Source organism: Paenibacillus sp. plas6, assembly GCF_057221655.1.
Window position 1 is genome coordinate 1,353,803 of record NZ_CM170151.1, and the last position, 23,528, is coordinate 1,377,330.

General features: G+C 40.7%; 20 protein-coding genes. 7 read left to right on the plus strand and 13 right to left on the minus strand.

Annotated elements, in window-relative coordinates:
- Positions 1-12: 12 nt before the first annotated feature.
- The gene (locus AC2TDL_RS06055) at positions 13-1,101 is read left to right on the plus strand and encodes an ABC transporter ATP-binding protein (RefSeq protein ID WP_484699294.1); all 1,089 of its coding nucleotides are present in this window, start codon (positions 13-15) and stop codon (positions 1,099-1,101) included.
- 126 nt (positions 1,102-1,227) lie between these two features.
- A complete protein-coding gene (locus AC2TDL_RS06060; protein WP_484699295.1) occupies positions 1,228-2,256 on the plus strand; it encodes an extracellular solute-binding protein in 1,029 nt (342 codons plus the stop codon).
- A 144-nt stretch (positions 2,257-2,400) separates the two neighbouring features.
- Here the strand turns inward: AC2TDL_RS06060 and AC2TDL_RS06065 are convergent, their stop codons facing one another.
- From AC2TDL_RS06065 to AC2TDL_RS06090, 6 genes are all read right to left on the minus strand, one after another.
- Positions 2,401-3,597 carry a polysaccharide deacetylase family protein gene (locus AC2TDL_RS06065; protein WP_484699296.1) on the minus strand — a complete coding sequence of 399 codons (1,197 nt, stop codon included), beginning with the start codon at positions 3,595-3,597 and terminating at the stop codon, positions 2,401-2,403.
- 116 nt (positions 3,598-3,713) lie between these two features.
- Complete coding sequence (gene bcp, locus AC2TDL_RS06070; RefSeq protein ID WP_484699297.1) at positions 3,714-4,181, minus strand: thioredoxin-dependent thiol peroxidase; 468 nt, start codon at positions 4,179-4,181, stop codon at positions 3,714-3,716.
- Positions 4,162-4,389, minus strand: a complete 228-nt coding sequence (locus AC2TDL_RS06075; protein WP_484699298.1) for a hypothetical protein — start codon at positions 4,387-4,389, stop codon at positions 4,162-4,164. The genes bcp and AC2TDL_RS06075 overlap by 20 nt, the downstream gene beginning before the upstream one ends.
- Positions 4,390-4,464: 75 nt before the next feature.
- Positions 4,465-5,253 carry an ABC transporter permease gene (locus tag AC2TDL_RS06080; RefSeq protein WP_484699299.1) on the minus strand — a complete coding sequence of 263 codons (789 nt, stop codon included), beginning with the start codon at positions 5,251-5,253 and terminating at the stop codon, positions 4,465-4,467.
- Positions 5,254-5,257: 4 nt separating this feature from the next.
- A complete protein-coding gene (locus AC2TDL_RS06085; RefSeq protein WP_484699300.1) occupies positions 5,258-6,052 on the minus strand; it encodes an ABC transporter permease in 795 nt (264 codons plus the stop codon).
- Complete coding sequence (locus tag AC2TDL_RS06090; protein ID WP_484699301.1) at positions 6,049-7,074, minus strand: ABC transporter ATP-binding protein; 1,026 nt, start codon at positions 7,072-7,074, stop codon at positions 6,049-6,051. The genes AC2TDL_RS06085 and AC2TDL_RS06090 overlap by 4 nt, the downstream gene beginning before the upstream one ends.
- Before the next feature lie 263 nt (positions 7,075-7,337).
- On the opposite strand from AC2TDL_RS06090, the gene AC2TDL_RS06095 reads away from it, so the two are divergent.
- From AC2TDL_RS06095 to AC2TDL_RS06105, 3 genes are all read left to right on the plus strand, one after another.
- Positions 7,338-8,378 carry an LCP family protein gene (locus tag AC2TDL_RS06095; RefSeq protein ID WP_484699302.1) on the plus strand — a complete coding sequence of 347 codons (1,041 nt, stop codon included), beginning with the start codon at positions 7,338-7,340 and terminating at the stop codon, positions 8,376-8,378.
- A 189-nt stretch (positions 8,379-8,567) separates the two neighbouring features.
- Positions 8,568-9,881, plus strand: coding sequence for a glutamate-1-semialdehyde 2,1-aminomutase (locus tag AC2TDL_RS06100; RefSeq protein ID WP_484699303.1), 1,314 nt, complete (start codon positions 8,568-8,570; stop codon positions 9,879-9,881).
- A 233-nt stretch (positions 9,882-10,114) separates the two neighbouring features.
- Positions 10,115-11,395, plus strand: coding sequence for a class II aldolase/adducin family protein (locus tag AC2TDL_RS06105; RefSeq protein ID WP_484699304.1), 1,281 nt, complete (start codon positions 10,115-10,117; stop codon positions 11,393-11,395).
- A 76-nt stretch (positions 11,396-11,471) separates the two neighbouring features.
- Here AC2TDL_RS06105 and AC2TDL_RS06110 read toward each other — a convergent pair whose 3' ends face one another.
- From AC2TDL_RS06110 to AC2TDL_RS06130, 5 genes are all read right to left on the minus strand, one after another.
- Positions 11,472-12,746, minus strand: a complete 1,275-nt coding sequence (locus tag AC2TDL_RS06110) for a methyl-accepting chemotaxis protein (protein ID WP_484699305.1) — start codon at positions 12,744-12,746, stop codon at positions 11,472-11,474.
- Positions 12,747-12,792: 46 nt separating this feature from the next.
- Entirely contained in the window at positions 12,793-13,644 is an 852-nt protein-coding gene (locus tag AC2TDL_RS06115) for an inositol monophosphatase family protein (RefSeq protein WP_484699306.1), read from the minus strand.
- A 204-nt stretch (positions 13,645-13,848) separates the two neighbouring features.
- Positions 13,849-14,865, minus strand: a complete 1,017-nt coding sequence (gene uvsE, locus AC2TDL_RS06120) for a UV DNA damage repair endonuclease UvsE (protein WP_484699307.1) — start codon at positions 14,863-14,865, stop codon at positions 13,849-13,851.
- Positions 14,866-15,180 (minus strand): hypothetical protein, encoded by a 315-nt coding sequence (locus AC2TDL_RS06125; protein WP_484699308.1) that lies wholly within the window; start codon positions 15,178-15,180, stop codon positions 14,866-14,868. It abuts the gene before it with no gap.
- A 219-nt stretch (positions 15,181-15,399) separates the two neighbouring features.
- Complete coding sequence (locus AC2TDL_RS06130; RefSeq protein WP_484699309.1) at positions 15,400-16,287, minus strand: chemotaxis protein CheB; 888 nt, start codon at positions 16,285-16,287, stop codon at positions 15,400-15,402.
- Positions 16,288-16,572: 285 nt separating this feature from the next.
- On the opposite strand from AC2TDL_RS06130, the gene AC2TDL_RS06135 reads away from it, so the two are divergent.
- Positions 16,573-17,766 (plus strand): IS256 family transposase, encoded by a 1,194-nt coding sequence (locus AC2TDL_RS06135; protein ID WP_484696305.1) that lies wholly within the window; start codon positions 16,573-16,575, stop codon positions 17,764-17,766.
- Between the two features lie 78 nt (positions 17,767-17,844).
- On the opposite strand, the gene AC2TDL_RS06140 is transcribed toward AC2TDL_RS06135, so the two are convergent.
- The gene (locus tag AC2TDL_RS06140; RefSeq protein WP_484699310.1) at positions 17,845-18,951 is read right to left on the minus strand and encodes a D-alanine--D-alanine ligase; all 1,107 of its coding nucleotides are present in this window, start codon (positions 18,949-18,951) and stop codon (positions 17,845-17,847) included.
- Between the two features lie 99 nt (positions 18,952-19,050).
- The gene (locus tag AC2TDL_RS06145; RefSeq protein WP_484699311.1) at positions 19,051-20,346 is read right to left on the minus strand and encodes an amidase domain-containing protein; all 1,296 of its coding nucleotides are present in this window, start codon (positions 20,344-20,346) and stop codon (positions 19,051-19,053) included.
- Between the two features lie 351 nt (positions 20,347-20,697).
- On the opposite strand from AC2TDL_RS06145, the gene acnA reads away from it, so the two are divergent.
- On the plus strand, positions 20,698-23,409 hold the full coding sequence (gene acnA / locus AC2TDL_RS06150; RefSeq protein WP_484699312.1) for an aconitate hydratase AcnA: 2,712 nt from the start codon (positions 20,698-20,700) through the stop codon (positions 23,407-23,409).
- Positions 23,410-23,528 lie beyond the last annotated feature (119 nt).

The following is a 23,528-nucleotide window of genomic DNA, read 5'->3' on the forward strand; positions in this document are numbered from 1 at the left end:
GGAGTGAGTTCAATGACTGAACCATTATTGCTTGATCTTAAAAATATTAATAAAGTATTTGGTAGTAACCACGTTCTTAAAAATATAAATCTGCAAATTGAAAAAGGTAAATTTATTACGTTTCTTGGACCAAGTGGCTGCGGTAAAACGACTTTACTTCGTTCAATTGCAGGGTTTTATACAGTAGACAGTGGCGATATATATATATCAGGTAAACGTGTCAATGAACTTCCACCTTATAAACGTGGAACACCGATGGTATTCCAAGAATATGCCCTATTCCCGCATATGACTGTTTTCGATAACGTTGCCTACGGCTTGGATATTCAAAAACGCCCTGAAGAAGAAATTCAAGAGCGAGTTAAAGCGGCGCTAGCTAAAGTGAAGCTTACAGGACTAGAGGGGCGTTATCCGCATGAAATGTCAGGCGGTCAGCAGCAACGCGTTGCTATGGCTCGTGCGCTTGTTATGAACTCACCAATCATTTTGCTGGATGAGCCGCTAAGTAACCTTGATGCTAAGCTGCGTGAAGAGGTTCGTGTAGAGTTGCGCACCATTCAACAGGATCTTGGACTTACAGTTATTTATGTTACGCATGATCAGCTTGAAGCTTTGTCTATGTCTGATGAAATTGTCGTATTTAATAAAGGGGTCATTGACCAGCATGGTTCGCCTCATGAAATTTATTATAAACCGCGCACTCAATATGTCGCAGATTTCATCGGTACAACGAATTTCATGACAGTCGAGGTTGTTGGTGTACAAGGCAGCAATGTTACTGTGAAGTATGGTAAAGATGGTCGTACAGTTACCGTTAATAGCGACTTAACGCTTAAAGTTGGTGACCAAGTTCTGCTTAGTGTGCGTCCTGAATCATTACGAATTAACGCAGAAGCGAAGGAAAATGATTTTGTCATTAGTGCAACTATTTCAAATTCTACTTTCCTTGGTGAAAAAGAACGCTACTTCGTTGTAGATAAAGAGAATAAGTACGGGATTACGGAATGGATTATTGATGCTTATGATGTAGGTGCAACCCGCTATAATGGCACTATTCAAATTAGCGCCTCTCCTGATAAGCTTCACCTAATTAATGAATAATCAATAGTGAAAAAGTCTTTTGCATAAAACAGGAGAAAAGCATGTTTGCTTTTCTTCTGTTTGTGTTATGCTAAGGAAAATCATTTAATTCATTGTTATATTCGTACATAAGGAGTGAGCATGCAAATGCGCAAACTGTGGTTCGGACTTTCTGCCATCATTGTTATCGGTGTTGTCTCATGGCTTGTTCTGCATGATCGCCCCAATCATTTGCAACCGCTTAAAGTACTTGTTATTTTTCAAGAGGATGAAGCACGGATTCTGTTAGAGAAGTTTAAACAGCAAGAAAATCAACCGTACGAAATGATTCGCATGGCTAGTGGAGAAGCAAGCTATCAGTTACTTACGATGAATCAAAGCGATGTTGATGTTGTGTTAGGCGGCCCTGCAGATTTACACGAACAGCTAAAGCTTAACGATAAGCTGCTCAAATATGCTCCGAAAAACAGCGATCGGATTGCCGATATTTATAAAGATAGTGATAAGTATTGGACAGGAATTTATACGGGTCCGTTAGCGATAGGTATTAATATTGAAGCTTGGGAGCAGGATCCTGAGCTATCTTCCCTCCCCTATCCGCAAACGTACGAGGACCTGCTTATTGAGCCGCTGCGCGGCAAACTGGACATTCCTAACCCCGAAACCTCAGGAACTGGCTACACTTTGCTTGCTTCGCTAGAACAGGAACGTGGAACAGATGAGGCGATTGCTTTATTGTATAAGTTAAAGCAGCATAGTCGAATGATGCATTTTTCCGGCATTACCTCTGCACAACGCCTAGCAATGGGCGAAGCTACTGCTGCAATTTCGTTTTTGGGCGATCAGTTGCGCTTTGCTAATTCTGGCTACAAGCTGCATTCGATTATTCCTCCCAATGCCGGCTGGGAAATCGGTGCAGTATCGATCTTAAAAACAAGTAATAATCGTAAAGCAGCAAAAAAGCTTGTGGACTACATGTTATCCAGTGATGCACAAACCTATTACATGAATACAGCCTTCTCTAATCCTGTTATTAGCGATATTGAGCTGAATAGCAAGCTGGAAAAAGCTGAAATGGGACATATTTTGGATAGCTATTCGTTTAATCTCGCTGCTGCTAGACGACAAGAGTTATTAGCTAATTGGAAAAACAAACTGTCCGCAGCTTCAAAATAACTAAAAATAGCTTACTTCTGTTTCGTTTCTCACTCAAGCTTCTTACACCTGCCTGTCTAACAAAAAACAGCTCCGCCAAACGTAGCTTAATACGTTGACGGAGCCATTTATTTATTTCTGATATAAAATGATAAGTGCTGTTAGTTATTTCTTTGCCTTTGCTTGTTCCTCTGCCATTGCTTTTACAGATTCGGTTTCTTTTTTTAATTTATTAGCTTGCTTATCCGAAAGGGCTGAACGTTTCCACTTAATATTGGACGCTAAAGGTGAGGTTACTGGTTCTGTGCTGCTTGTTATTTTAACAAATTGATAATTTTTCTCTTTATAATAAGCAATAATTTGCGGAAGAGCTTCTACTGTAGAATCATGCGATGCACTATCATGCATTAGGACAACGACACGATCTCGCAGCTTAGACCCTTTCACCGTTGCAATTATCTCCTTTGCTGTTACATTTTTTGATTTGGAATCTCCGGTGTCTACATTCCAGTCAAAAATGAGATAGCCCGCATCCTGCAATCCTTTCATAAAACTCTTATCCAGATTGCCGTAGCTGCCGCCAGGCGCGCGAAACAGCGGAGTAAATACGCCTGTTGCCTTATAAATTGATTTCGTTGTTTTAAGCACTTGATCGACAAAGTTGTCACCTGATGAATACAACTCTTTATAGACATGATTATACGAATGATTGCCTATACTATGTCCTTCTTCGACAATACGCTGCGCCAGCTTCGGATTTTGCTCTACCTTTTCCCCTAATACAAAAAATGTTGCCTCAATTTTGGACTCAGCTAATATATCAAGAACTTTGGAGGTTAATTTGCTAGGGCCGTCATCGAAGGTTAAATAAACCGTTCCTGCATATTTGTGCTCAGTAACTGCCTTTTCGCTTTTTTCTAGCTCTTTGAGCTCATTCTCTAGCTGCTGTTTCTCCTGCTCATCCTGTACCTTTTGCTGCTGACAAGCCTGTTTTATCTGATCTGCACTTATATTTGGGGCATCAGACTTCGTCACCTCTATACAATAAAGCACTTTCCCAATTCCGGTGTAACGTTGCTTTGTCGCTTGCTTAGCTGCTGCCACTACAACATCTGTTTCTATAGCAATTGGCTTACCTTTACTGCCCTGCCAAATTGCAAATGCAGGCGAGGATTGATGATTGGCTAGTTCTGACTGAACAGTTCCATAATTGTCTTCAGCCAGCACAGTACGGCTAGCGGGCGCAAGATCATATACAGCTTGCACTAACCATATTAATAAAAGAATTACCATTGCAATAAAGACAAGCAGTATTGATTGTCTTCTAAGATATATCTCCCGTTGACTGCTTCTCTTTCTCATTGCCTCGCCTCCTGTCTCTCCGCATCCCTTACAATATATGAGACGTCTAATAGGCTCATGTATGTTTCAGCATTTCGAAAAGATTTTGTATTTATTTATAAAATATTTATCGCTTATTAACACTTATTTTTTACCGCCGCAAGAATAGCTTCGGCATGCCCCTTTACTTTAACCTTTAACCATTGTTCAATCAGCTTTCCTTCTTCATCAATAAGAAAGGTTGAGCGAACAATGCCCATATATTCGCGACCGTAGAGCTTTTTCATTTGCCAAACGCCATATTTTTCACACACTTTATGATCAACATCACTTAGTAACAAATATGGTAATTGCTGCTTTTCAATAAATTTGCGATGTGACGCTTCATCATCGGCACTAATTCCCACAACCTCTACCCCTAAATCTTGAAGCTCACGATAAATATCCCGAATTTCACATGCTTCCTTTGTACAGGTAGGTGTTGAATCCTTAGGATAGAAAAACAATACGACTTTTTTTCCACGTTGATCCTTTAGTGACCACTTCGAACCGTCAGATGCTGGTAATGTAAATTGCGGGGCTTGTTTACCAATTAGTAAACTCATCTAGCATCTCTCCTTTAGCTGCATCAAATAATAATGTTGTTATATTTCTATCATAGCAAATTACAGAAATCGTGAGTGATTTAATTTTTAATGTTACGAATAAATTCATACGATGTGCTAGAACAGCGTTTAAATAAGCAGCAGCCAGAGCAATATAGCTAATGCAATATGAGCCAAAATAAAAGCAGCCTGCAATCAACATATCCATGAAACAAGCGGACATATTGCTACAAGCTGCAACAACCAACTTACCTTATTCTCTTAACAAACCTGCACCTTCTATTTACGAACCAGCGCCGCGATAGCGTTTAACACCGTGGTTCCACACAGATAAGCCAATAGCAAAAACAATAAGCCCCATTACAGGTGTAAGCAACGCTAATTGGGAAATACCTTCCTTCGGCTCAAGAAAATATGATGCTGGAATCGTACCGACAAATGCGAATGGTAAAAGCCAGGTCAATACAAAGCGAATCAGCTTATTATAAATGTTCACAGGATAACGACCGTAGCTTTGCAAATTGTACATTAGCGGTACGATACCCGTTGGCGAGTCTGAATAGAATGACAGGGCGCTAAGTGCTGTATAAATTCCTCCATAAATGAAAACTGAACCGAGAACTAATATAATAAAAACAAAAATATCTAATACATGCAGTACCAGCCCTAGCTCATTCCAGCACAAAGCCATAATGATGATACCTACTAAAGAGCCTACTAAGGAAGGCGGATCGATATTTTCAAGCAGCACCTGATATAAGCTGTGAGCTGGTCTTGTTAGCACGCGATCCATTTCTCCTTTTATAATATACCGCTCACCAAAATTCCAGACGCTAAAGAACGTGCTAAATATACCATAAGGCACCATAAAGAAACCATAAACGAAAATCACCTCTGCTTCCGACCAACCGCCAAGCAAAGGGGTATGTTGAAACATAATTAATATGACGACGAGGTTAATACCTTGATATAGCATATCTGACATTACCTCTATCCAAAAATCCGCGCGATAGGTCATACGACTTTTTACATAGTTTTTTAAGTATTCCAGCATTAAGCTTAAATAACGCATTCCGCTAACCTCCTTGCACAAACAGACGAGCTCTAGCTGCACGCCACATAAATAAAATCGGAATAAGCAGTACAAGCAGCCAGCCAAGCTGGATTAAAAATACTGTGCTAGCTTCAGAAAGCGGAGTTCGTCCAGTAAAGATCGCGCTTGGCAAATAGGTTATCGCTTGAAACGGAAGCCAGTTTGCCAGCTTTTCCAGCCAGCCTGGAAAGAAGGCGATCGGAATCATCACACCAGAGAAGAAGTCGACCAACACCCGCTTCATACGCATCATTCCTTCGTTATTTTCCACAAAAAATGCAAATAGCCCCGTTATAATGTTAATTTGTGAATTGATAAGGAAACTGAATACGAGCATAGCTAAATATGTCAGCCAAATAACTGGATCCTTAGGCAAATCCACAGGGAAAATAAGACAAACAATTGCAAGACCTGGAATCATAAACAGCATAAAGCGAAACAGACCTTCACCGAAGCCCTGCATTAGCTTAACGATCAAATAGTTGTAAGGTCGAATCATTTGAATCGCCACACTGCCATCTCGTATTTCATTGGCAATATCACGATCAAGATTATTAAAATAAAAAGCCCGTGCCATCCACGATACAGCCAAATACGTCGTCATCTGGGTTATAGTAAAACCGGCAATTATGTCCTGTGAGCCGTAGATTGCTTTCCATAAAAAATAGTACGCACCAATATTAATCGCATAAATAATGATACCTGAATAATAATTAACCCGATAAGCTAACATCATTAAAAAACGCATGCGGATAAAATCAAGATATGCAGAAATCATGAATGCACTAGCTCCTTTTCTTGCTGAGCAGATCCTGTTTGATAAATGGCGCGCACAATGTCATCTGTATTACTTTCAAAAATTTTAATATCTCGAATATTAGCACTGCCCACCACTATACCCATTGCTTCAGAGAAATTCACTTCATGCGGCACAAATAATTTAGCTGTATATTCGTTTTCCTTACTCCAAAAAACATTTAACGAACTTGTCAACTGCTCTAGCTTCGCTAACGATACTGGTTCAGCAAATTGAAATTGAATTTCCCGTCCTTTGCTCCAAGTAGTTTTTAATTCCTCAAGTCCGCCATCATAAATGATTTTCCCATCATCGAGCATAATCACTCGTGAGCATAATGCTTCAATATCTTGCAGGTCATGCGTCGTCAGCAAAATCGTTGTTCCTTCCTGCGCATTCATTTCCAATAGAAAATCACGAATTTCAGACTTTACGACAATATCTAATCCGATTGTCGGCTCATCTAAAAAAACAATCGAAGGATTATGAAGAAGCGAAGCAACAAGCTCACAGCGCATACGTTGCCCTAAACTTAGCTTGCGCACAGGTCGATTAAGCAAATCTCCAAGCTGCAGCCTTTCGACAAGGCTATCTAAGCGTCGATTAAAATCGTTCAATGGCACACCATAAACTTTGCGCAGCAAATGAAACGACTCAATTACTCCGATATCCCACCATAATTGTGAGCGTTGCCCGAACACGACACCGATCTCCTTGACAAATTTTTCACGATCACGGTGTGGTACATAACCGTTCACTTTTAGCTCACCTGAAGTAGGAACGAGAATTCCCGTCAGCATTTTAATTGTCGTTGATTTTCCCGCGCCATTTTCTCCAATATATCCGCAGATCTCCCCTTGTGGAATTTGAAAGCTTATATCATTAACCGCAGTTACCTCACTGTATTGGCGCTTAAATAAATCTTGAAACGCTCCTTTTAAGCCAGCACGATTTTTTTGTACTTTAAACTGTTTACGTAAATTCTTCACATCTATTGCTAGCATTTGTCAATTATACTCCTTTCAAAATCGACATTTCCTGGGAAATATGTTGTTGGAAACGAAAAACTTGCAACAACTTGTCTCTACGTTTTATAATTTGATGATATGTAATCATACAAAACTTCAAGCTCATAGTAAATAATATCATGCCTCTAATATTTGTATTATGTACATGAATTAGTTTACCATAATAGGGATAGCTTAGGTTTGTCTGTGATGCATACCATTACTTCTAGATTGATTGTGAAAGGAGACCCAATCACGCAATGCGTACACGGTCAAAAAAATCTAAATGGATCATTACTACGATTATCATTGTTGTAGCACTTATTGCTGGTGCAGTTATTTATTGGGGAGCTGGGGTTTATAATTCTTTGGATGGCTTAGAAAAAGATAAAGGTCAATCGCTCATTAATCCTGCTGAGCCAGAGATTGAAGTTGAAATTCCTGAATGGGAAGGAACTGAACGCGTTAATATTTTGCTGCTTGGCGGTGATGCCCGTGAAGCACAAGAAAATGAGTTGGCCCGCTCAGATTCCATGATTATCGCATCTATTGACCCTGTGTCGAAACAAGCACATTTGTTTAGTATATTGCGCGATACGTACACTGAGATTGAAGGCTATGGCAAGGGACGAATTAATACCGCAATTACATTAGGCGGAGCGCCGCTTGCGATGAAAACAATAGGGGATTTACTTGGTCTAGAAATTCAATATTATGTATATACAGATTTTGAAGGTTTTAAAGCATTGGTAGACGCAATTGGCGGCGTATACTATACAGTTGAAAAAGATATGAAGTATACGGATAATGCTGACAAAAATCGTTATGATATCGACTTAAAGGCTGGTTATCAGTTGCTTGATGGCGACAAAGCTTTGCAATATGTTCGTTTCCGTCACGATGCAATGAGTGACTATACCCGTACAGAGCGTCAACGTAATTTCCTCATGACAGTTGCCAAAGAGCTGCAATCGACTTGGAATATCATTCGTATGAAAGAAATTATTAACTCTATTTCACCGTATATCGACACGAATATTAGTGTTAACGATATGCTTAAGCTAGCTAAGCTCGGTGTTGGATTACAAATTGGTGACAGTGCGCAAATTCCGCCATTTGATCTGCTAAGAGAGACAAATATTGGCGGCGCATCTGTATTAAGCTATACAAGTGAAGAGGATATTCAAAACTATGTGCAAGAAATTTTAACGAAAGAGCCTGAAGCGTCTGATGCAACGACAGACGGAGATGCTGCTAATGCAAACGGGGCTGAAAATTCAAACGCAACCTCTAACAACTAATTACTTTGCATTTCTTTAAGCAACTAAAGCTAAAGTTTCCTTAACTAAGTAAACTTGATAATACACTTCGCTAAACTAACAAACCTTATGGTACACTAAAGAGCAGAGATGCTCAGGCAAAGCATAAGTAAAAAGCAGGAGCGTCCAACGCTTCCTGCTTTTATTTTTTACAAAGGAGATAATTTAACGATGTCAGAAAAAAGAAAACGTTCAGCCGAGCTTTATGAAGAAGCACTGCAACATATTGTTGGTGGTGTAAACTCCCCATCTCGCTCATTTAAAGCAGTTGGCGGCGGTGCACCTGTTTTTATGCAATCTGCACAAGGAGCTTACTTCTATGATGTTGATGGCAACAAATATATAGATTATTTAGCAGCATACGGTCCTATTATTACTGGACATGCTCATCCGCATATTACTCAAGCAATTGTGAAGGCTGCCAATAATGGCACGTTATACGGCACACCAACCGAACTAGAAATAAAGCTGGCAAAAATGCTCAAACAAGCAATCCCTTCGATGGACAAAGTTCGCTTTGTCAATTCTGGCACAGAAGCAGTGATGACAACAATTCGTGTTGCTCGTGCTTATACTGGCCGCAATAAAATTATTAAATTTGCAGGCTGTTATCATGGTCATTCTGATCTTGTTCTTGTTGCCGCTGGGTCAGGTCCTTCTACGCTAGGTATTCCTGATAGTGCAGGTATTCCGATGAGTATCGCACATGAGGTCATCACGGTGCCATATAATAATATCGAAGCATTGGAAGAAGCGCTAAATCATTGGAAAGATGAAGTTGCCGCAGTTATGATTGAACCGATTGTAGGCAACTTTGGCATGGTTATGCCGCTTCCTGGTTATTTAGAAGCTGTCTGCGCCCTTACACGCAAGGCAGGAGCATTAGTAATTTATGATGAGGTTATTACTGCTTTTCGTTTCCATTACGGCTCTACACAGACTTATAAAGCCTTCCCAGATCATGCAGCAATTGAACCCGATCTAACTGCTCTAGGAAAAATTATTGGCGGTGGTCTGCCTATTGGTGCTTACGGCGGCCGCAAGGAAATTATGGAGAAAGTGGCTCCGCTTGGTCCTGCCTACCAGGCAGGTACAATGGCTGGTAATCCGGCTTCAATTTCCGCAGGGATCGCATGCTTAGAAGTGCTGCAAACCCCTGGCATTTATGATGAAATGGAAAGATTGGCAAGTAAATTAAAGGCTGGTCTTTTACAGGCAGCAGAAGAAAATGGCATTCCATTAACAATTAATCAAATTTGCGGAGCGCTATCGACACATTTCTGTAATCACGAAGTAACCAATTATGAGCAAGCCACTGATACTGATGGAGAAATGTTCGGACGCTTCTTCAAAGGAATGTTGGAGGAAGGCATTAATCTTGCTCCTTCAAAATTTGAGGCATGGTTTTTGACGATCGCTCATACTGAAGACGATATTGATGCAACGATCGCTGCAGCTCGTAAAGTAATGCGTACACTAAAATAATGCTAATAAACATTTATAGACGGTAAATTACATTCTAGCGCTTGTGAGCCTCTTCCTTACATAAGGCAGGTGGTTGCAAGCGCTAATTAATAATTAGCATTGTCCTATCAACCAAAAAGTAGCTATATCCATATTTCACATTTGACTGTGATAAATGCAACAGTATGTTACATATTTTTTTGCTAAGATTACATTTAAACTACCAAAATAATTGACTAAGGAGCTGCTTAGCCATGAACTTACAATATTTGCACCCTTCCGATCAAATTGTAATGATGATGGAACGTATATACAGCTATGGGATGACAACAACCTCAGGAGGTAATCTATCGATTATTGATGAAAACGGTGACATATGGATTACACCTGCCAGCGTCGATAAAGGTGAGCTGACTAGACAAGATATTGTTTGTGTTAAAGCAGATGGTAGTATCATTGGTAAACATAAACCATCAAGCGAATATCCATTTCATAAGCTTATTTATGAAACACGTCCTGATCTAAAAGCAGTTGTCCATGCACATCCTCCGGCACTTGTCGCATTTAGTATTGTGAGACAAATTCCGAATGTCGAGTTGCTGCCGCATGATTATCGTGTTTGCGGTACCGTTGGCATGGCGCCATATGGTCTGCCTGGCAGCATGGAACTAGGCCAAAATATTGCTGATGTTTTTGCTAAAGGGATTAATACTGTTATGCTGGAAAATCACGGGGTTGTTGTTGGCGGAGATTCTTTATTTCAAGCCTTTCAACGCTTTGAAACATTAGAATATTGTGCACGTCTTGAAATTAATGCGCGCCGCATTGGAACACCGACTGAACTAGTGTCTAATATTGATATTGCTAAGCATGCTCCAGAGCTTGAAACATTTGCTCCTGATGTTATTAGCAGTGAAGAACGCGAAGTGCGTCGTGAAATGTGCAAGCTTATCCATCGTTCCTATGAGCAACAGCTATTTACAAGTACACAAGGAACATTCTCGCAACGACTATCCGACGGCTCGATCATTACAACACCTTACAATATGGATAGAAAATATTTAGAACCTGAAGATCTTGTGCGGATTAAAGATGGAAAACGGGAGGCCGGTAAAATTCCAAGCCGCTCTATTAAGCTGCAGCAAGCAATATATGAAGCGCAGCCTCATATCAACTCGATTATTTTAGCTCATCCGCCAAATATTATGTCTTTTGCGATGACGAATGAGATGTTCGACTCTCGAACAATTCCTGAAAGCTATATATTGCTGCGCGATATTCCAAAAGTAGCGCATGATGATTTATATACTAAAGAAGCAGAAGTTGCAAAATTGCTTACACCTAGTACACCAATTGTTATCGGTCAAAACTGCTGCGTCATTGTAACAGGCTCTACTTTATTAAATGCATTTGATAGATTAGAAGTAGCTGAGTATAGTGCGATGGCAATCATTTCTACGAAAGCTTTAGGCAATATCGTTCATATGGAGCCTAGCCGTATCGAAGAAATAAAAGTTGCTTTTAATCTTCAATAAAAGTAACGCCGTTCACCATGAGCAAATTGCTCTCGGTCGAACGGCGTTTTTAATATTGCTTAACTCAATCAATAATTTATGTTCTAAAATAAGCAGCCTTTTCAAGCAACTCCGATGATTTCACGCGCAATTCATCCGTTGACGCCGCGATTTCCTCCATAATAGCTGCTTGCTGCTGTGAAGCATCGTATACACTTTGTGCTCCCTCGCGAATGTTTTCAGCAACTTGTGCGACTTTGCTGCTTTGCTCACGAGATTGTTCAGCCTGCTTTGCTTGTGCTTCTAACAGATTAGCCATTTTCTCTACAGTTACAGCTACCGTTGAAGCTTCCTCCTTCACCTCATGGAAAGCTTGAGCGAAACGTTCTCCGTTTCGTGCTTCTTGGCTGGAAAGCTCATATTGCGAGTTAATATATTGTACAGCAGCTCGAACCCCTTGCTGTACTTGTTCAATCAAATGACGGATTTCATCAACAGCACTTCCGCTGCTGTCCGCAAGTGTCTTAACTTCTTGAGCAACAACGACAAAGCCTCTGCCTTCCTCACCTGCACGTGCAGCCTCAATTGCTGCATTCAATGCCAAAAGATGCGTTTGATCAGCGAAACCGCCAACAACATCGGAAATATTTCCGATTTCCTCTGCTAACTGACTTAACTGTTGGATCGTTTCGAGAGAATCTCGGTTTAAGCTTTCTAGTTGACGCATGCCATCAATAAGCGAATGAAACACTTCTTCACTTTGGGTTGCTGCTTGATTCATTTTCTCTGTGCGAAGCATTGCTTCTGCGGCTTCTGACTGCATTTGTAATGAAGCTTGATACAATTCTTCAGCCGTAGAGTAAAGCATATTCGTCGAATTTGCCTGCATCGTGGTTCCAGTAGTAATTTGTTCAGATTGTAGCGCAAGTGCTTCTAATTGAACGGCTGTTTGGTTTACAGCACCTTGAAGCTCTTGAATATGCCTATCTGTCAACGTAGAATTGGATTTAATGCTATCAACAATCGTACGAAATTTATTCAGCATCGTATTAACTGCATCGGCTAGACGATACATCTCATCACTTGTATTAACAGCAACTTGAACATTCAAATTACCAGTTGCAGCTTCTGAAACAGTGTCTGTTACCTTTAATAATGGTTTTAGCATCCACTTCGTTGCAATATATCCAAATAGCGCTGTCCAAAATACCCCAACTGCTAATGTTCCTACAATAAATGCCCAAGTTGGGATGGAGGAAAACAGCTCCATTTTCGATACTACTAATAAAAAGAAAGCACTTGTTGCATAGGTAATGATAGACGCTATCGTTATACCCAACACCATTTTTCTTACAATACTGTTACGAATCATCAAATCATTGCTCCTTAAATTCAATTAGACTATTAATACCAGCTGCTTACGATAAGCTGATCGCTTGAAGCTCTTGAAGCAATTCTTGATGTATATGCCCATTGCTTGCTACTACATTACGAACCTCTAGATGATAAGGGCGACCTTCGATGTCTGTAATACTTCCTCCTGCTTCTTGTAAAATTAGCGCTCCCGCTGCTAAATCCCAGCTATTAAGATTGTACTCCCAAAATCCTGTTAGTCTACCAGCAGCTACATACGCAAGATGTAGTGCAGCAGAGCCAACCGCTCTTATATTTCGCACTTTAGGCGCGATCTGTCCAATACTTTTCAAATTCAATGGCAATGCATAGGTTTGATCTGGCGGAAAACCTGTAGCAAGTAAGCTTTGCGATAAGGTTTGCTCCTTAGAAACAGCAAGTCGCTTGCCATGAACATAAGCCCCTTTGCCTTTCTCTGCAACAAATAACTCGTCTGAGCTTGGATCGTAGATAACACCAACGATAACCTCACCGCGATAAGCTAATGCAATTGAGACACAATAATAAGGGAAACTATGAACAAAATTCGTCGTACCATCAATCGGATCGACAATCCATAAATATTCAGAATCTTTAGCATCAGCAATTGCTTGGGAAGATGCTGCTGCTCCAGGCTCAACTCCTTCCTCTCCTAAAAATGCATGATGCGGAAAATGTGTACTTATTAAATTACGAATTAAGCGCTCCGAGCCTTTATCAATATCCGTTACAAGATCGGAAACTGACGCTTTTAGATTGGGCTCATCTACCGTTCCAAGCTTAGATTTCACCCATTCACCCGCCTTAGCAGCGCAATTAATAGCTACAGCTACAAAGCTTTTTCCGCCTACTATGGAGGACGAATTCTCCTCTTTCATGCTCTATCACCCTCCTTTTCCTCACTAGTTTTTATAGCATTTATTTCACTAGCTTAGCATGTCTATAATCATATTAGTACAAAACCTCATAACCATCAAACATTGTTTCATAAATTAAGCAGCTAAAAATAAATATTGATTAATTTTTCCAGTCACTAAAACGCTTACAATTAGCTTTAAGCAATAAGGACAGACTGAGCCTCATTATTTCAGCTCAATTGCCCCTTTGTTTAATAGAGTTAAATTATTTCGTTGCTTAGCTTGCTCTTCCATCGACTTCATTAATTGAAACAGCGCTAAGTCCTTCGCTTTAGCTTCCAGCATGCAATCAATCCTTGCAGCATGCTCCTTCGCTCCCTGCAAAAATTGCATCAATGGTTCCAGCTCTACATAATCAGCATGACCTCTTGGATCGCTTTCGCTTTTTGGACTAGATGCATGAATTTTTATAGGCAACTCTTCCTCGCTAAGTCCTAAGCGCTGTCGCTCCTTCTCCCACGTTGCAACAATTCTCGGCCAATATTGTTCGAGCAACTCCTGCTCTGAAATTCCACCTTGATTTACGGCATAGTGATGAATATCTAGTACTATTGGCACAGCCACTGCTTCCGCCACTTCAAGCGTTTCCGCTACATTAAATGTTTTATCATCATTTTCTAGCGTCACACGATGCCTTATTCTTTCTGGCAGGCTGTTAAATTGCTTAATAAAACGCTGCGCAGCGACTTGCTTATTGCCGTATGCACCGCCTATATGAATATTGCATTTGCTTCGTTCATCAAGACCCATTGCTTCAAGCATATTAACATGATAATTCATATCCTTAATTGAATTAAGCAAAACCTCTTCACGCGGCGTACTAAATACACAAAAATGATCCGGATGAAATGAGACTCGCATTCCTTTATCCTTCACAAATTGCCCAATCGCCGTAAATGCATCTGCTAACTGAGGATAAGGATTCCACCCCTCAAGTGCAGCATGAGTGGCAAGCGGAATAAGCTTAGAAGACATGCGGTAGAGCATGACATCATTAGCATAACAGTGACGCAAAATACGCAACGTATTATGCAAATTATTTGCAGCAATTTGCTCCAAACGATTGATTGCCGCCTCACGATCAGAAAGCTTAGAAAAACTCGCATATGTCATTGTTTTCGATGGTGATGAATCTTTTAATTCAAGACTCATTGCAACAAAGCCAAACCGAATAATTGTCATCTACTGTTCTCCAAAAAACATTTCGTGAGCAAGTGCTGTTTGAACAGCCGCTTCCTCCTCTGTTAATTTTCGAATAAGCTCCATTTCTACTTGAGTAACTTCTTCACCCTGAAAATTAATTTCCGCAATCGAAGCAAGTATGCGAACAATCGCAATTGCTTGATTGGTTGGTGAATAAGCAATTACTTTTTGTCCTGTAGGGTAAACACGGAAGCCTTTCTTCACCATTTTACCCTTTCCGTACTCTAACAATTCATAAAGCTCTTGCTCAGATTTAAATTTACATACAGAGTTAAATTCTGTTTGGAAGCCCATAGTTTATCACCCCGCTATCATTTTTCTCCAATCTTGTTTAGTATACCCTAAATGTTTCGCTCCTTTCCATAACTAATGCGGGATATAAAAAAAGCCATGCAGCGTCTTAAAGCATCTGCATGACTTATTATTGAATATCTTAAAATAATTGCTGAAAAAATGGAGAAGCGAACTAATTAACGTGTATGTGCAAGCTTATGCACTTCTGAACCCTTCAGCTTAATATACAAACACTTGTGCCCCTGTCTGTCGCAACAGTTCAAAACCTTGTAAGCCATCATTTTGAACGCCAGCAAATAACATGCCAACCGCACTGCTGCCCAATGTCAAAGCAACAGATTGAAAGAAGCTATCCATTGGTGAAGCTCCAAGCTGCTGCACCCTAGTGACATAATAAGAGCGATTATCACTTTGCAGCCGTAATGGGCTAGCTGTTGAGGCAACCATAATGCTTCCTAATTGTAAATAGTCTCCTTCATTTGCTTGCGTAACTCGCATAGAGCAAACGGCCTTTAACCGTTCGCTAAGTAAGTACGTCTGTTCAATAGATGCTTGATGCATAAGCAATACAGGTGGACTATTGCTTGGCAGCTCACTAAGAAAACTTATTGCAGCCTCTATCGATTCACTTGTTGCGCCAATCGCTATTAACTTTTTTCGCGGGGATGAATGAATAATGCTGTTGGAACCAATTGTCCACGGCTGAGCTTGAAAAGCTTGCTGGCCAAGTTGCATCGTCATTTTTTGCAACATGCTCGTAAACGATAATCCCTCATCGGTCGTCGTTGTACTAGGCTTAACAACGAAATGCTTTGCCCCTGCCTGCAACGCTTCCTGCTGCAACTCCTTATTAACAGACATCGCAATAATAGGAATGTTTAACTTGCTAAGATACTTCCTAATCAGTTCAATACCGGTCATATAAGGCAATTCATTTGAGCAGATAACAATATCAGGTTGATATTTATTCACTTTGTGAATTGCATCGTAGGGCTCTGAAGCTGCTGGAAGCATATTAATTTGCGAGCAATCGTGAAAGCGTTTTTGTAGAATTTCACGAAAAATAATGGAATAATCAACTAGTAACACTCTTGTAGCAATACTCATTTTGCACCTCATACTTTCCCGCATATTCTAAGTTGACATTTAGCGCAATCTATTGAGCAATTGAATAAATTTGTTAATGAAAATATTTCCTCTAAATTATATGCGAAAAAAAGAGTTATTACAATGAGTTTTTAACGCAAATATTGCTTTTGTTGTAATAAAAAAGCATGCTAAGCGACAAAAATTTTTGATAACGTACAATTAAGTTCGCAAATATAAAAAAGGAAAAGTCATCGGTACCTCCGAATTGGTAAGTGTCGAGCAAACCAGAAGGAGAGATAACCGATGACCTACCCTCATTTTAATGGAAACTTAGAACAAATGCTATTGCAATTTATGTCGGAGCAGGACCCGATGTTATCGATGCTACAATGGCTATGTGAGCAACTCATGGAAGCAGAAGTTACAGCGAAAGTACAAGCTCAAAAATCTGAGCGCACAGATAGCAGAGAGGCTTACCGATCAGGCTACCGTGTGCGTCGTTTTGACACGCGTATGGGTACGATGTATCTCTTTGTTCCGAAGTTGCGGAAAGGAGGCTATGTGCCGTTCTTTGTCACAGAGAAATCACGTTCAGAAACCGCCTTGCTTCAAGTGATTCAGGAAGCCTATATTCAAGGCGTATCCACGCGCAAGATCAAGAAGCTTGCAAGCTCATTAGGCATTGAATCCATTTCAGCTAGTCAAGTCTCTCATATTACCAAAGAGCTCAACGAGCAAGTAGAAGCCTTCCGCAACCGTCAATTAGCCGACACATATCCTGTGCTGTGGGTCGATGCCTTGTATGAGAAAATTCGTGATGGGCATCGTGTCGTAAACATGGCTGTGCAGGTTGTCATCGGCATGGATCTAGAAGGTAAACGTGAGATCTTAGCGATTGAACCGATGCTGGAAGAGTCCGAAGCGACCTACAAAACGCTCTTTGAAGGACTAAAAGCTAGAGGGCTACAAGACGTTTGGCTTGTCGTAAGTGATGCTCACAAGGGGCTCTCTAAAGCCATTCGTGAGTCATTCCTTGGTTGTTCTTGGCAACGTTGTAAAGTTCATATGATGCGCAATGTCTTAGCGCATATTCCAAGTCGTGACAAAGAGAGATTTGCTGCTAGACTAAAACAAATCTGGTTACAACCTGATTACCAAACTGCTTTATCTTACGCTGAGCATCTCATGGATACGGAGGAAAAACAGTATCCTGCTGCGATTCAAACGTTAGAGGAAGGACTTGAGGATACCCTGCAATTCTTCCACTTTGAAGAAATGGACAGTCGTAAAATATCCTCTACCAACCTACTTGAACGCTTAAACAAAGAGATACGAAGACGTACGCGTGTAGTGGGGGTATTCCCCAACCAGGACTCCTACATTCGCTTAGTCACTAGTTATCTGATCGAGTACAGTGAGGAATGGTCTAGTGGACGTTCCTACATTCATCCTAAGATTATTCAACAAATTCAAGAAAAACGACTACTTGCTGCATAAACCGATGTGAGGTACTGATGCTTTTTGCGAACTATATTTGACACTAACAAATTTTTGCGCTAGCACGCTTTTTAATATCTATTCTTCTACGGAAAAAGCTAATTTTTGCTTTTCTGCATGACGAGCAAATGCAAGGTTTATTAGTTCATCAAGCAACTGCTTATAGGACAATCCAGTTTCACGCCATAGCAATGGATACATACTATACGGCGTAAAGCCAGGCATTGTGTTAGCCTCATTAATATACCATTTACCAGTCGTCCGTTCTAAGAAAAAGTCAATCCGTGACAAGCCCGAGCCATCTAGAGCAAGAAAGGCACGAACTGCCATTTCACGCACTTCATTCATTTGCTCCTCACTTATTGGCGCAGGAATTGCCATGCTTGATTTACCATCTGTATATTTTGCCTTGTAATCATAAAAATCGTGCGCTGAAATGATTTCGCCTGCAACAGAAGCTTTAGGCTCATCATTTCCTAGTACTGCAACCTCGATTTCACGTCCATCAATAAATTCCTCAATAATCACTTTGCGATCAAAGCGGAATGCATAGTCAATCGCCTTAATTAACTCCTCACGATTGTTTGCTTTTGAAATACCTACGCTAGAACCAAGATTAGCTGGCTTTACGAAACAAGGATAGCCTAGTGCAATTTCACATTCCATTAAATAATAGTCTTGTTGCTTTAACCACTCATTTTTCTTTACATAACGATACACACATTGGCTTAAGCCTGCATCAGCAAAAATTTTCTTCATAAATACTTTATCCATGCCAACGGAGGAAGCAAGCACGCCAGTGCCAACATAAGGAATATTCGCCATTTCAAATAAACCTTGTATTGTTCCATCCTCTCCGAAGGTACCATGCAGTAGTGGGAACATCACATCAATCCGTTCCTCATGCTGAATCCCATCAAGTGCAGCAAAGATTGAAGATAGCGCTGCATGTGTAGTTCCTTGTCCTGATACATCTCCAGTAAGCTTTAGTTGATCAAGGCTTTGCGGTGGCGCAGTTAATATCGCTCCTGCTAACCATTGACCCTGTTTTGTAATATAAAACGGTTTTACCTCATACTTGCTATAGTCAAATTCTTTAGATACAGCAAACGCAGTAGACAGCGAAACCTCATGCTCACCGGATTTACCACCGTATACAAGGCCTACTTTTATTTTGCTTCCCATTGCTTGTTCCTCCTAAATACCTTTCAGCTTCTTTTACGCTTTATGGTCGATAAGTAAGATTGGTGAATGTACTGAAATGGGCATGTCTCTTAGGCAAATTTACATGTAATCACTTATATGAAAGAAACGATAACGTGTATTTGGTGTCCATGCATAGGAATCCTGATAATCCCAGTAACGATGTCTGCTTGCAACAGTATTGGCATTCACAAGCGGTTGCCCTTTACTATCAAAAGCTGTCACAATCGTAGTGTGCTGAAAGCTATTTGTACCATTCCAATCATATACAATGACATCCCCGAGCTTCAGTTGATCAGCTCGCTCAACCTCAGTTGCACGAAGCCCAGAGCTGCGATCCTTTGAAAGAAAAGCTGCTAATGAACGAGAAACTGCCCAACTGTAGCTCCACCATTCATTTCCACTTTTCCCCTTACCTTTGTACCACCATCCACTATCTCTTCTATTAGTATAGAGCATTGGTGCTTTACCTGCAAAGAGACATTGAGAAACGAAGTTAGTGCAATTCGCCTCAAACTCCTCAAAATTAGGATTTGGCTTATTCCACCACAAGTCAGCGTAAGCGACAGCTTGGTCGCGAAGATAACGATTCGTAGCACGAATATAGCGGAAGTTAGACATTAGATCTGGGTTTAGATATGGCTTAGGCATAAGCGGTTCTTCTTCCTCAGAACCGTCATACTGGACTGGCCAATCCTGTACTGTTGCATTGTAGCGAGGCTTCCGTTCAGGGACAAATGGTTCTATGCGTGTAATTATCCAATTTGAATCAGCTTTGGCAAGCCATAATCGCTCCTGCTCAGTACGTTCCTCTACATATTGTTTACCGTCCTGGGAAATTTTTTTCGTTAAGTGCAGTCTTACATTAACGATGACCTCTTGCTCCAACTCATTCACACTGATAATTTCTGCTTTAATTTCACTGCTTTCAATATGAGCATTACGATTGGCATCCCGCTCACGCAGCCGCTGCAGCCGCTCCTGAAACCGCTTGTTATGTAATTCATCAAGTGAAAATTGGTTTAGTCTATACGGATTCTGATCGATTTCAGCTTGATTCATTTTTGTAATGTACTGCTGCAAAACTATCTTCCAATTATTATTTTTTTCTTTTTGCTGCTTAACGGTATGTGGAGTGATAATTGCTTTTACCGCTACTTTTTCTGCTTGGTCATTCTTCTTTTGCTGAAAATCTCGCAATGTCACTTCCTTCGTTGGAGAATTTTTCCCTCCTGCATGCTGGCCATAATTAAAAGGGGCGGTCGGTTGCAGCATGTTGGTTCGCATTGTCAAATGCTGTGCGCCATGCACCGATACATGCGGTCTAACCTTCATTTTCTTTTTTCTTCGCTTCACATTTGCGGCAGATTTACTCATACCCTTCCTCCTTGTACGATTTATTATTTTGACTTCGCTAAAACCCTGGACAGTAATTTGATAACAATAGCTTTTCCACAGTTTTTCCACCCTGTTTCAATATCCAAGCCTAATTAACATCAAAAACGACAGCTTTTTTTTCCGAAATAGAATAACTGCTTCATTATATGCACATGCTAGCCTATTCATGTAAATTTGCTTGAATAATCAGATCATTAAACATTTATGAGAAAGCTTACAAAATGACTTTACGATTAAGCATATTTACAGCTATACTATAGATATAAAGTTTTTTGAAATACAGTTTCACTAGATGAAACTGTAAATTCTTTGGATAAAGGAGATTTCATAATGGCTACACAAAACGAATATTCTGTTCGTTCCACACTAAAGTCTGGTGGCAAAGAGTATACGTACTATGACCTTGGTGGATTAGAGAAACAAGGCTTCGCTGATATTTCTAAGCTGCCATTCTCAATCAAAGTGCTTCTTGAAGCAGCAGTACGTCAATTTGACGGCCGTGCAATTACAAAAGAGCATGTCAAGCAATTAGCAAACTGGGCAAATGGACGCGAAGATAAAGAAATTCCTTTCATTCCTGCACGTATCGTTCTACAGGATTTCACTGGTGTACCTGTTGTCGTTGACCTTGCAGCAATGCGCGACACCGTGAAAAAAGCAGGCGGCGATCCTAAAAAAATTAATCCGCTTGTACCAGTTGACCTTGTTATCGACCACTCTGTAATGGTTGATGCTTTCGGTACTCCTGAAGCTCTTGAATATAATACAAAGGTTGAGTTTGAGCGCAATGAAGAGCGTTATCGCTTCCTTCGCTGGGCACAAACTGCGTTTGATAATTTCCGTGCAGTTCCTCCTGGAACAGGTATTGTTCACCAAGTTAACCTTGAGTATCTTGCATCTGTTGCAGCTACAAAAACAGTTGACGGTGAAACACTTGTATTCCCTGACTCACTAGTTGGTACTGACTCTCACACTACAATGATCAACGGTCTTGGCGTTGTTGGTTGGGGTGTTGGCGGTATTGAGGCTGAAGCAGGTATGCTTGGACAACCTCTATACTTCGTAATGCCTGAGGTTATCGGTTTTAAATTAACTGGTAGCCTAGCTGAAGGTGCTACTGCAACTGACCTTGCCCTTACTGTTACTGAAATACTTCGTAAAAAAGGCGTTGTTGGTAAATTTGTTGAGTTCTTTGGTCCTGGTCTATCTAACATTTCCTTACCTGACCGTGCAACTGTTGCAAACATGGCGCCTGAATATGGAGCAACTATCGGTTTCTTCCCAGTTGATAGCGAAACATTGTCATTCCTTCGTGCAACTGGTCGTTCAGAAGAGCAAATTGCACTTGTTGAAGCTTACTATAAAGCACAAGGCATGTTCCGTACTGACGATACTCCAGATCCAGTGTTTACAGATATTATTGAACTTGATCTTTCTTCAATCGTTCCTTCGCTTGCAGGTCCTAAACGTCCACAAGACCGTGTAGAGCTTACAAACATGAAGAAGGAATTTAATGAAGCAATTCGTAAGCCAGTCGATAAAGGCGGATACGGCTTGTCTGAAGAAAAAATTGCACAAAGCGTGCCTGTTACTCATCCAAATGGCGCGAAAACTGAACTTAAAACTGGTGCGGTTGTTATCGCTGCGATTACTAGCTGTACCAATACATCTAACCCAAGCGTAATGCTAGGTGCTGGTCTAGTAGCGAAAAAAGCAGTAGAGCGTGGACTTGTTAAACCTGCTTATGTAAAAAGCTCATTAACACCAGGTTCTCTAGTCGTTACTGAATACTTGAGAAAAGCTAACCTAATCGAGCCGCTAGAAGCACTTGGCTTCCATGTCGCTGGTTACGGCTGCGCAACATGTATCGGTAACTCCGGTCCACTTCCTGAAGAAGTTAGCCAAGCTATTGCAGATAATGACTTAACTGTTGCTGCTGTAATCTCTGGTAACCGTAACTTCGAAGGTCGTGTACATGCTCAAGTTAAAGCTAACTACTTGGCTTCTCCTCCGCTTGTTGTCGCTTATGCGCTTGCAGGTACAGTGAATATTGACCTTGCAACTGAACCAATCGGCTATGACAAACAAGGCGAGCCTGTATACTTGAAAGATATTTGGCCAACAAATGAAGAGATCAAAGAAGCTATTGCTGCTTCCTTGAACCCACAAATGTTCAAAGATAAATATGCGAACGTATTTACTCAAAATGAACGTTGGAATGCTATCGACGTACCAGAAGGCGAGATTTATGAGTGGGATGAGAAATCAACATATATTCAAAATCCACCATTCTTCTCTAACCTTGGCGATCAATTAGCAGACATCGCTGATATTAAATCTGCGAATGTGCTTGCACTACTAGGAGATTCAGTAACAACTGACCATATTTCTCCTGCTGGTAATATTGCTGTAAACAGCCCTGCTGGTAAATACTTGATCGAAAATGGTGTTGAACGTAAAGACTTCAACTCCTATGGTTCTCGTCGTGGTAACCACGAAGTTATGATGCGCGGTACTTTTGCAAATATCCGTATCCGTAATGCAGTTGCTCCGGGAACAGAAGGTGGCGTAACAACTTATCTTCCAGAGAATGAAGTTATGTCTATCTATGATGCTTCTATGAAATATCAAGCAGAGGGCAAAAACTTGATCGTTATCGCTGGTAAAGAATACGGTACTGGTTCTTCTCGTGACTGGGCAGCGAAAGGTACGTACCTACTAGGCGTTAAAGCGGTTATCGCAGAAAGCTTCGAGCGTATTCACCGTTCTAACCTTGTTGGTATGGGTGTGCTTCCATTGCAGTTCAAAACAGGTGACAGCTGGAAGTCTCTAGGTATTACTGGCCGCGAAACATTTGATATCGTTGGTTTAACGAATGATATTCAACCAGGTCAAGAGCTAAAAGTGGTTGCAACACGCGAAGACGGCACTAGCTTCGAGTTCAACGTTATTGTACGTCTTGACTCACTAGTTGATGTTGACTACTATCATAACGGCGGTATACTGCAAACTGTACTTCGTCAAATGATTGCAAACATGTAATTGCTTGAGACAAAAATAGCATTGAAGCAAAAGTTTTAATGACTGTATAGTTTTATCTTGGTGGCTAACTCAGCGCTTCGGAGTAAAAGTGCATGAGCTAGCCACTTTTCTCCTCCACT

Bases quoted from the DNA above. Each gene is read 5' to 3' on its own strand.
- AC2TDL_RS06055 (WP_484699294.1), top strand. From the start codon at position 13: ATGACTGAACCATTATTGCTTGATCTTAAAAATATTAATAAAGTATTT.
- AC2TDL_RS06060 (WP_484699295.1), top strand. From the start codon at position 1,228: ATGCGCAAACTGTGGTTCGGACTTTCTGCCATCATTGTTATCGGTGTT.
- AC2TDL_RS06065 (WP_484699296.1), bottom strand. From the start codon at position 3,597: ATGAGAAAGAGAAGCAGTCAACGGGAGATATATCTTAGAAGACAATCA.
- bcp (WP_484699297.1), bottom strand. From the start codon at position 4,181: ATGAGTTTACTAATTGGTAAACAAGCCCCGCAATTTACATTACCAGCA.
- AC2TDL_RS06075 (WP_484699298.1), bottom strand. From the start codon at position 4,389: ATGGATATGTTGATTGCAGGCTGCTTTTATTTTGGCTCATATTGCATT.
- AC2TDL_RS06080 (WP_484699299.1), bottom strand. From the start codon at position 5,253: ATGCGTTATTTAAGCTTAATGCTGGAATACTTAAAAAACTATGTAAAA.
- AC2TDL_RS06085 (WP_484699300.1), bottom strand. From the start codon at position 6,052: ATGATTTCTGCATATCTTGATTTTATCCGCATGCGTTTTTTAATGATG.
- AC2TDL_RS06090 (WP_484699301.1), bottom strand. From the start codon at position 7,074: ATGCTAGCAATAGATGTGAAGAATTTACGTAAACAGTTTAAAGTACAA.
- AC2TDL_RS06095 (WP_484699302.1), top strand. From the start codon at position 7,338: ATGCGTACACGGTCAAAAAAATCTAAATGGATCATTACTACGATTATC.
- AC2TDL_RS06100 (WP_484699303.1), top strand. From the start codon at position 8,568: ATGTCAGAAAAAAGAAAACGTTCAGCCGAGCTTTATGAAGAAGCACTG.
- AC2TDL_RS06105 (WP_484699304.1), top strand. From the start codon at position 10,115: ATGAACTTACAATATTTGCACCCTTCCGATCAAATTGTAATGATGATG.
- AC2TDL_RS06110 (WP_484699305.1), bottom strand. From the start codon at position 12,746: ATGATTCGTAACAGTATTGTAAGAAAAATGGTGTTGGGTATAACGATA.
- AC2TDL_RS06115 (WP_484699306.1), bottom strand. From the start codon at position 13,644: ATGAAAGAGGAGAATTCGTCCTCCATAGTAGGCGGAAAAAGCTTTGTA.
- uvsE (WP_484699307.1), bottom strand. From the start codon at position 14,865: ATGACAATTATTCGGTTTGGCTTTGTTGCAATGAGTCTTGAATTAAAA.
- AC2TDL_RS06125 (WP_484699308.1), bottom strand. From the start codon at position 15,180: ATGGGCTTCCAAACAGAATTTAACTCTGTATGTAAATTTAAATCTGAG.
- AC2TDL_RS06130 (WP_484699309.1), bottom strand. From the start codon at position 16,287: ATGAGTATTGCTACAAGAGTGTTACTAGTTGATTATTCCATTATTTTT.
- AC2TDL_RS06135 (WP_484696305.1), top strand. From the start codon at position 16,573: ATGACCTACCCTCATTTTAATGGAAACTTAGAACAAATGCTATTGCAA.
- AC2TDL_RS06140 (WP_484699310.1), bottom strand. From the start codon at position 18,951: ATGGGAAGCAAAATAAAAGTAGGCCTTGTATACGGTGGTAAATCCGGT.
- AC2TDL_RS06145 (WP_484699311.1), bottom strand. From the start codon at position 20,346: ATGAGTAAATCTGCCGCAAATGTGAAGCGAAGAAAAAAGAAAATGAAG.
- acnA (WP_484699312.1), top strand. From the start codon at position 20,698: ATGGCTACACAAAACGAATATTCTGTTCGTTCCACACTAAAGTCTGGT.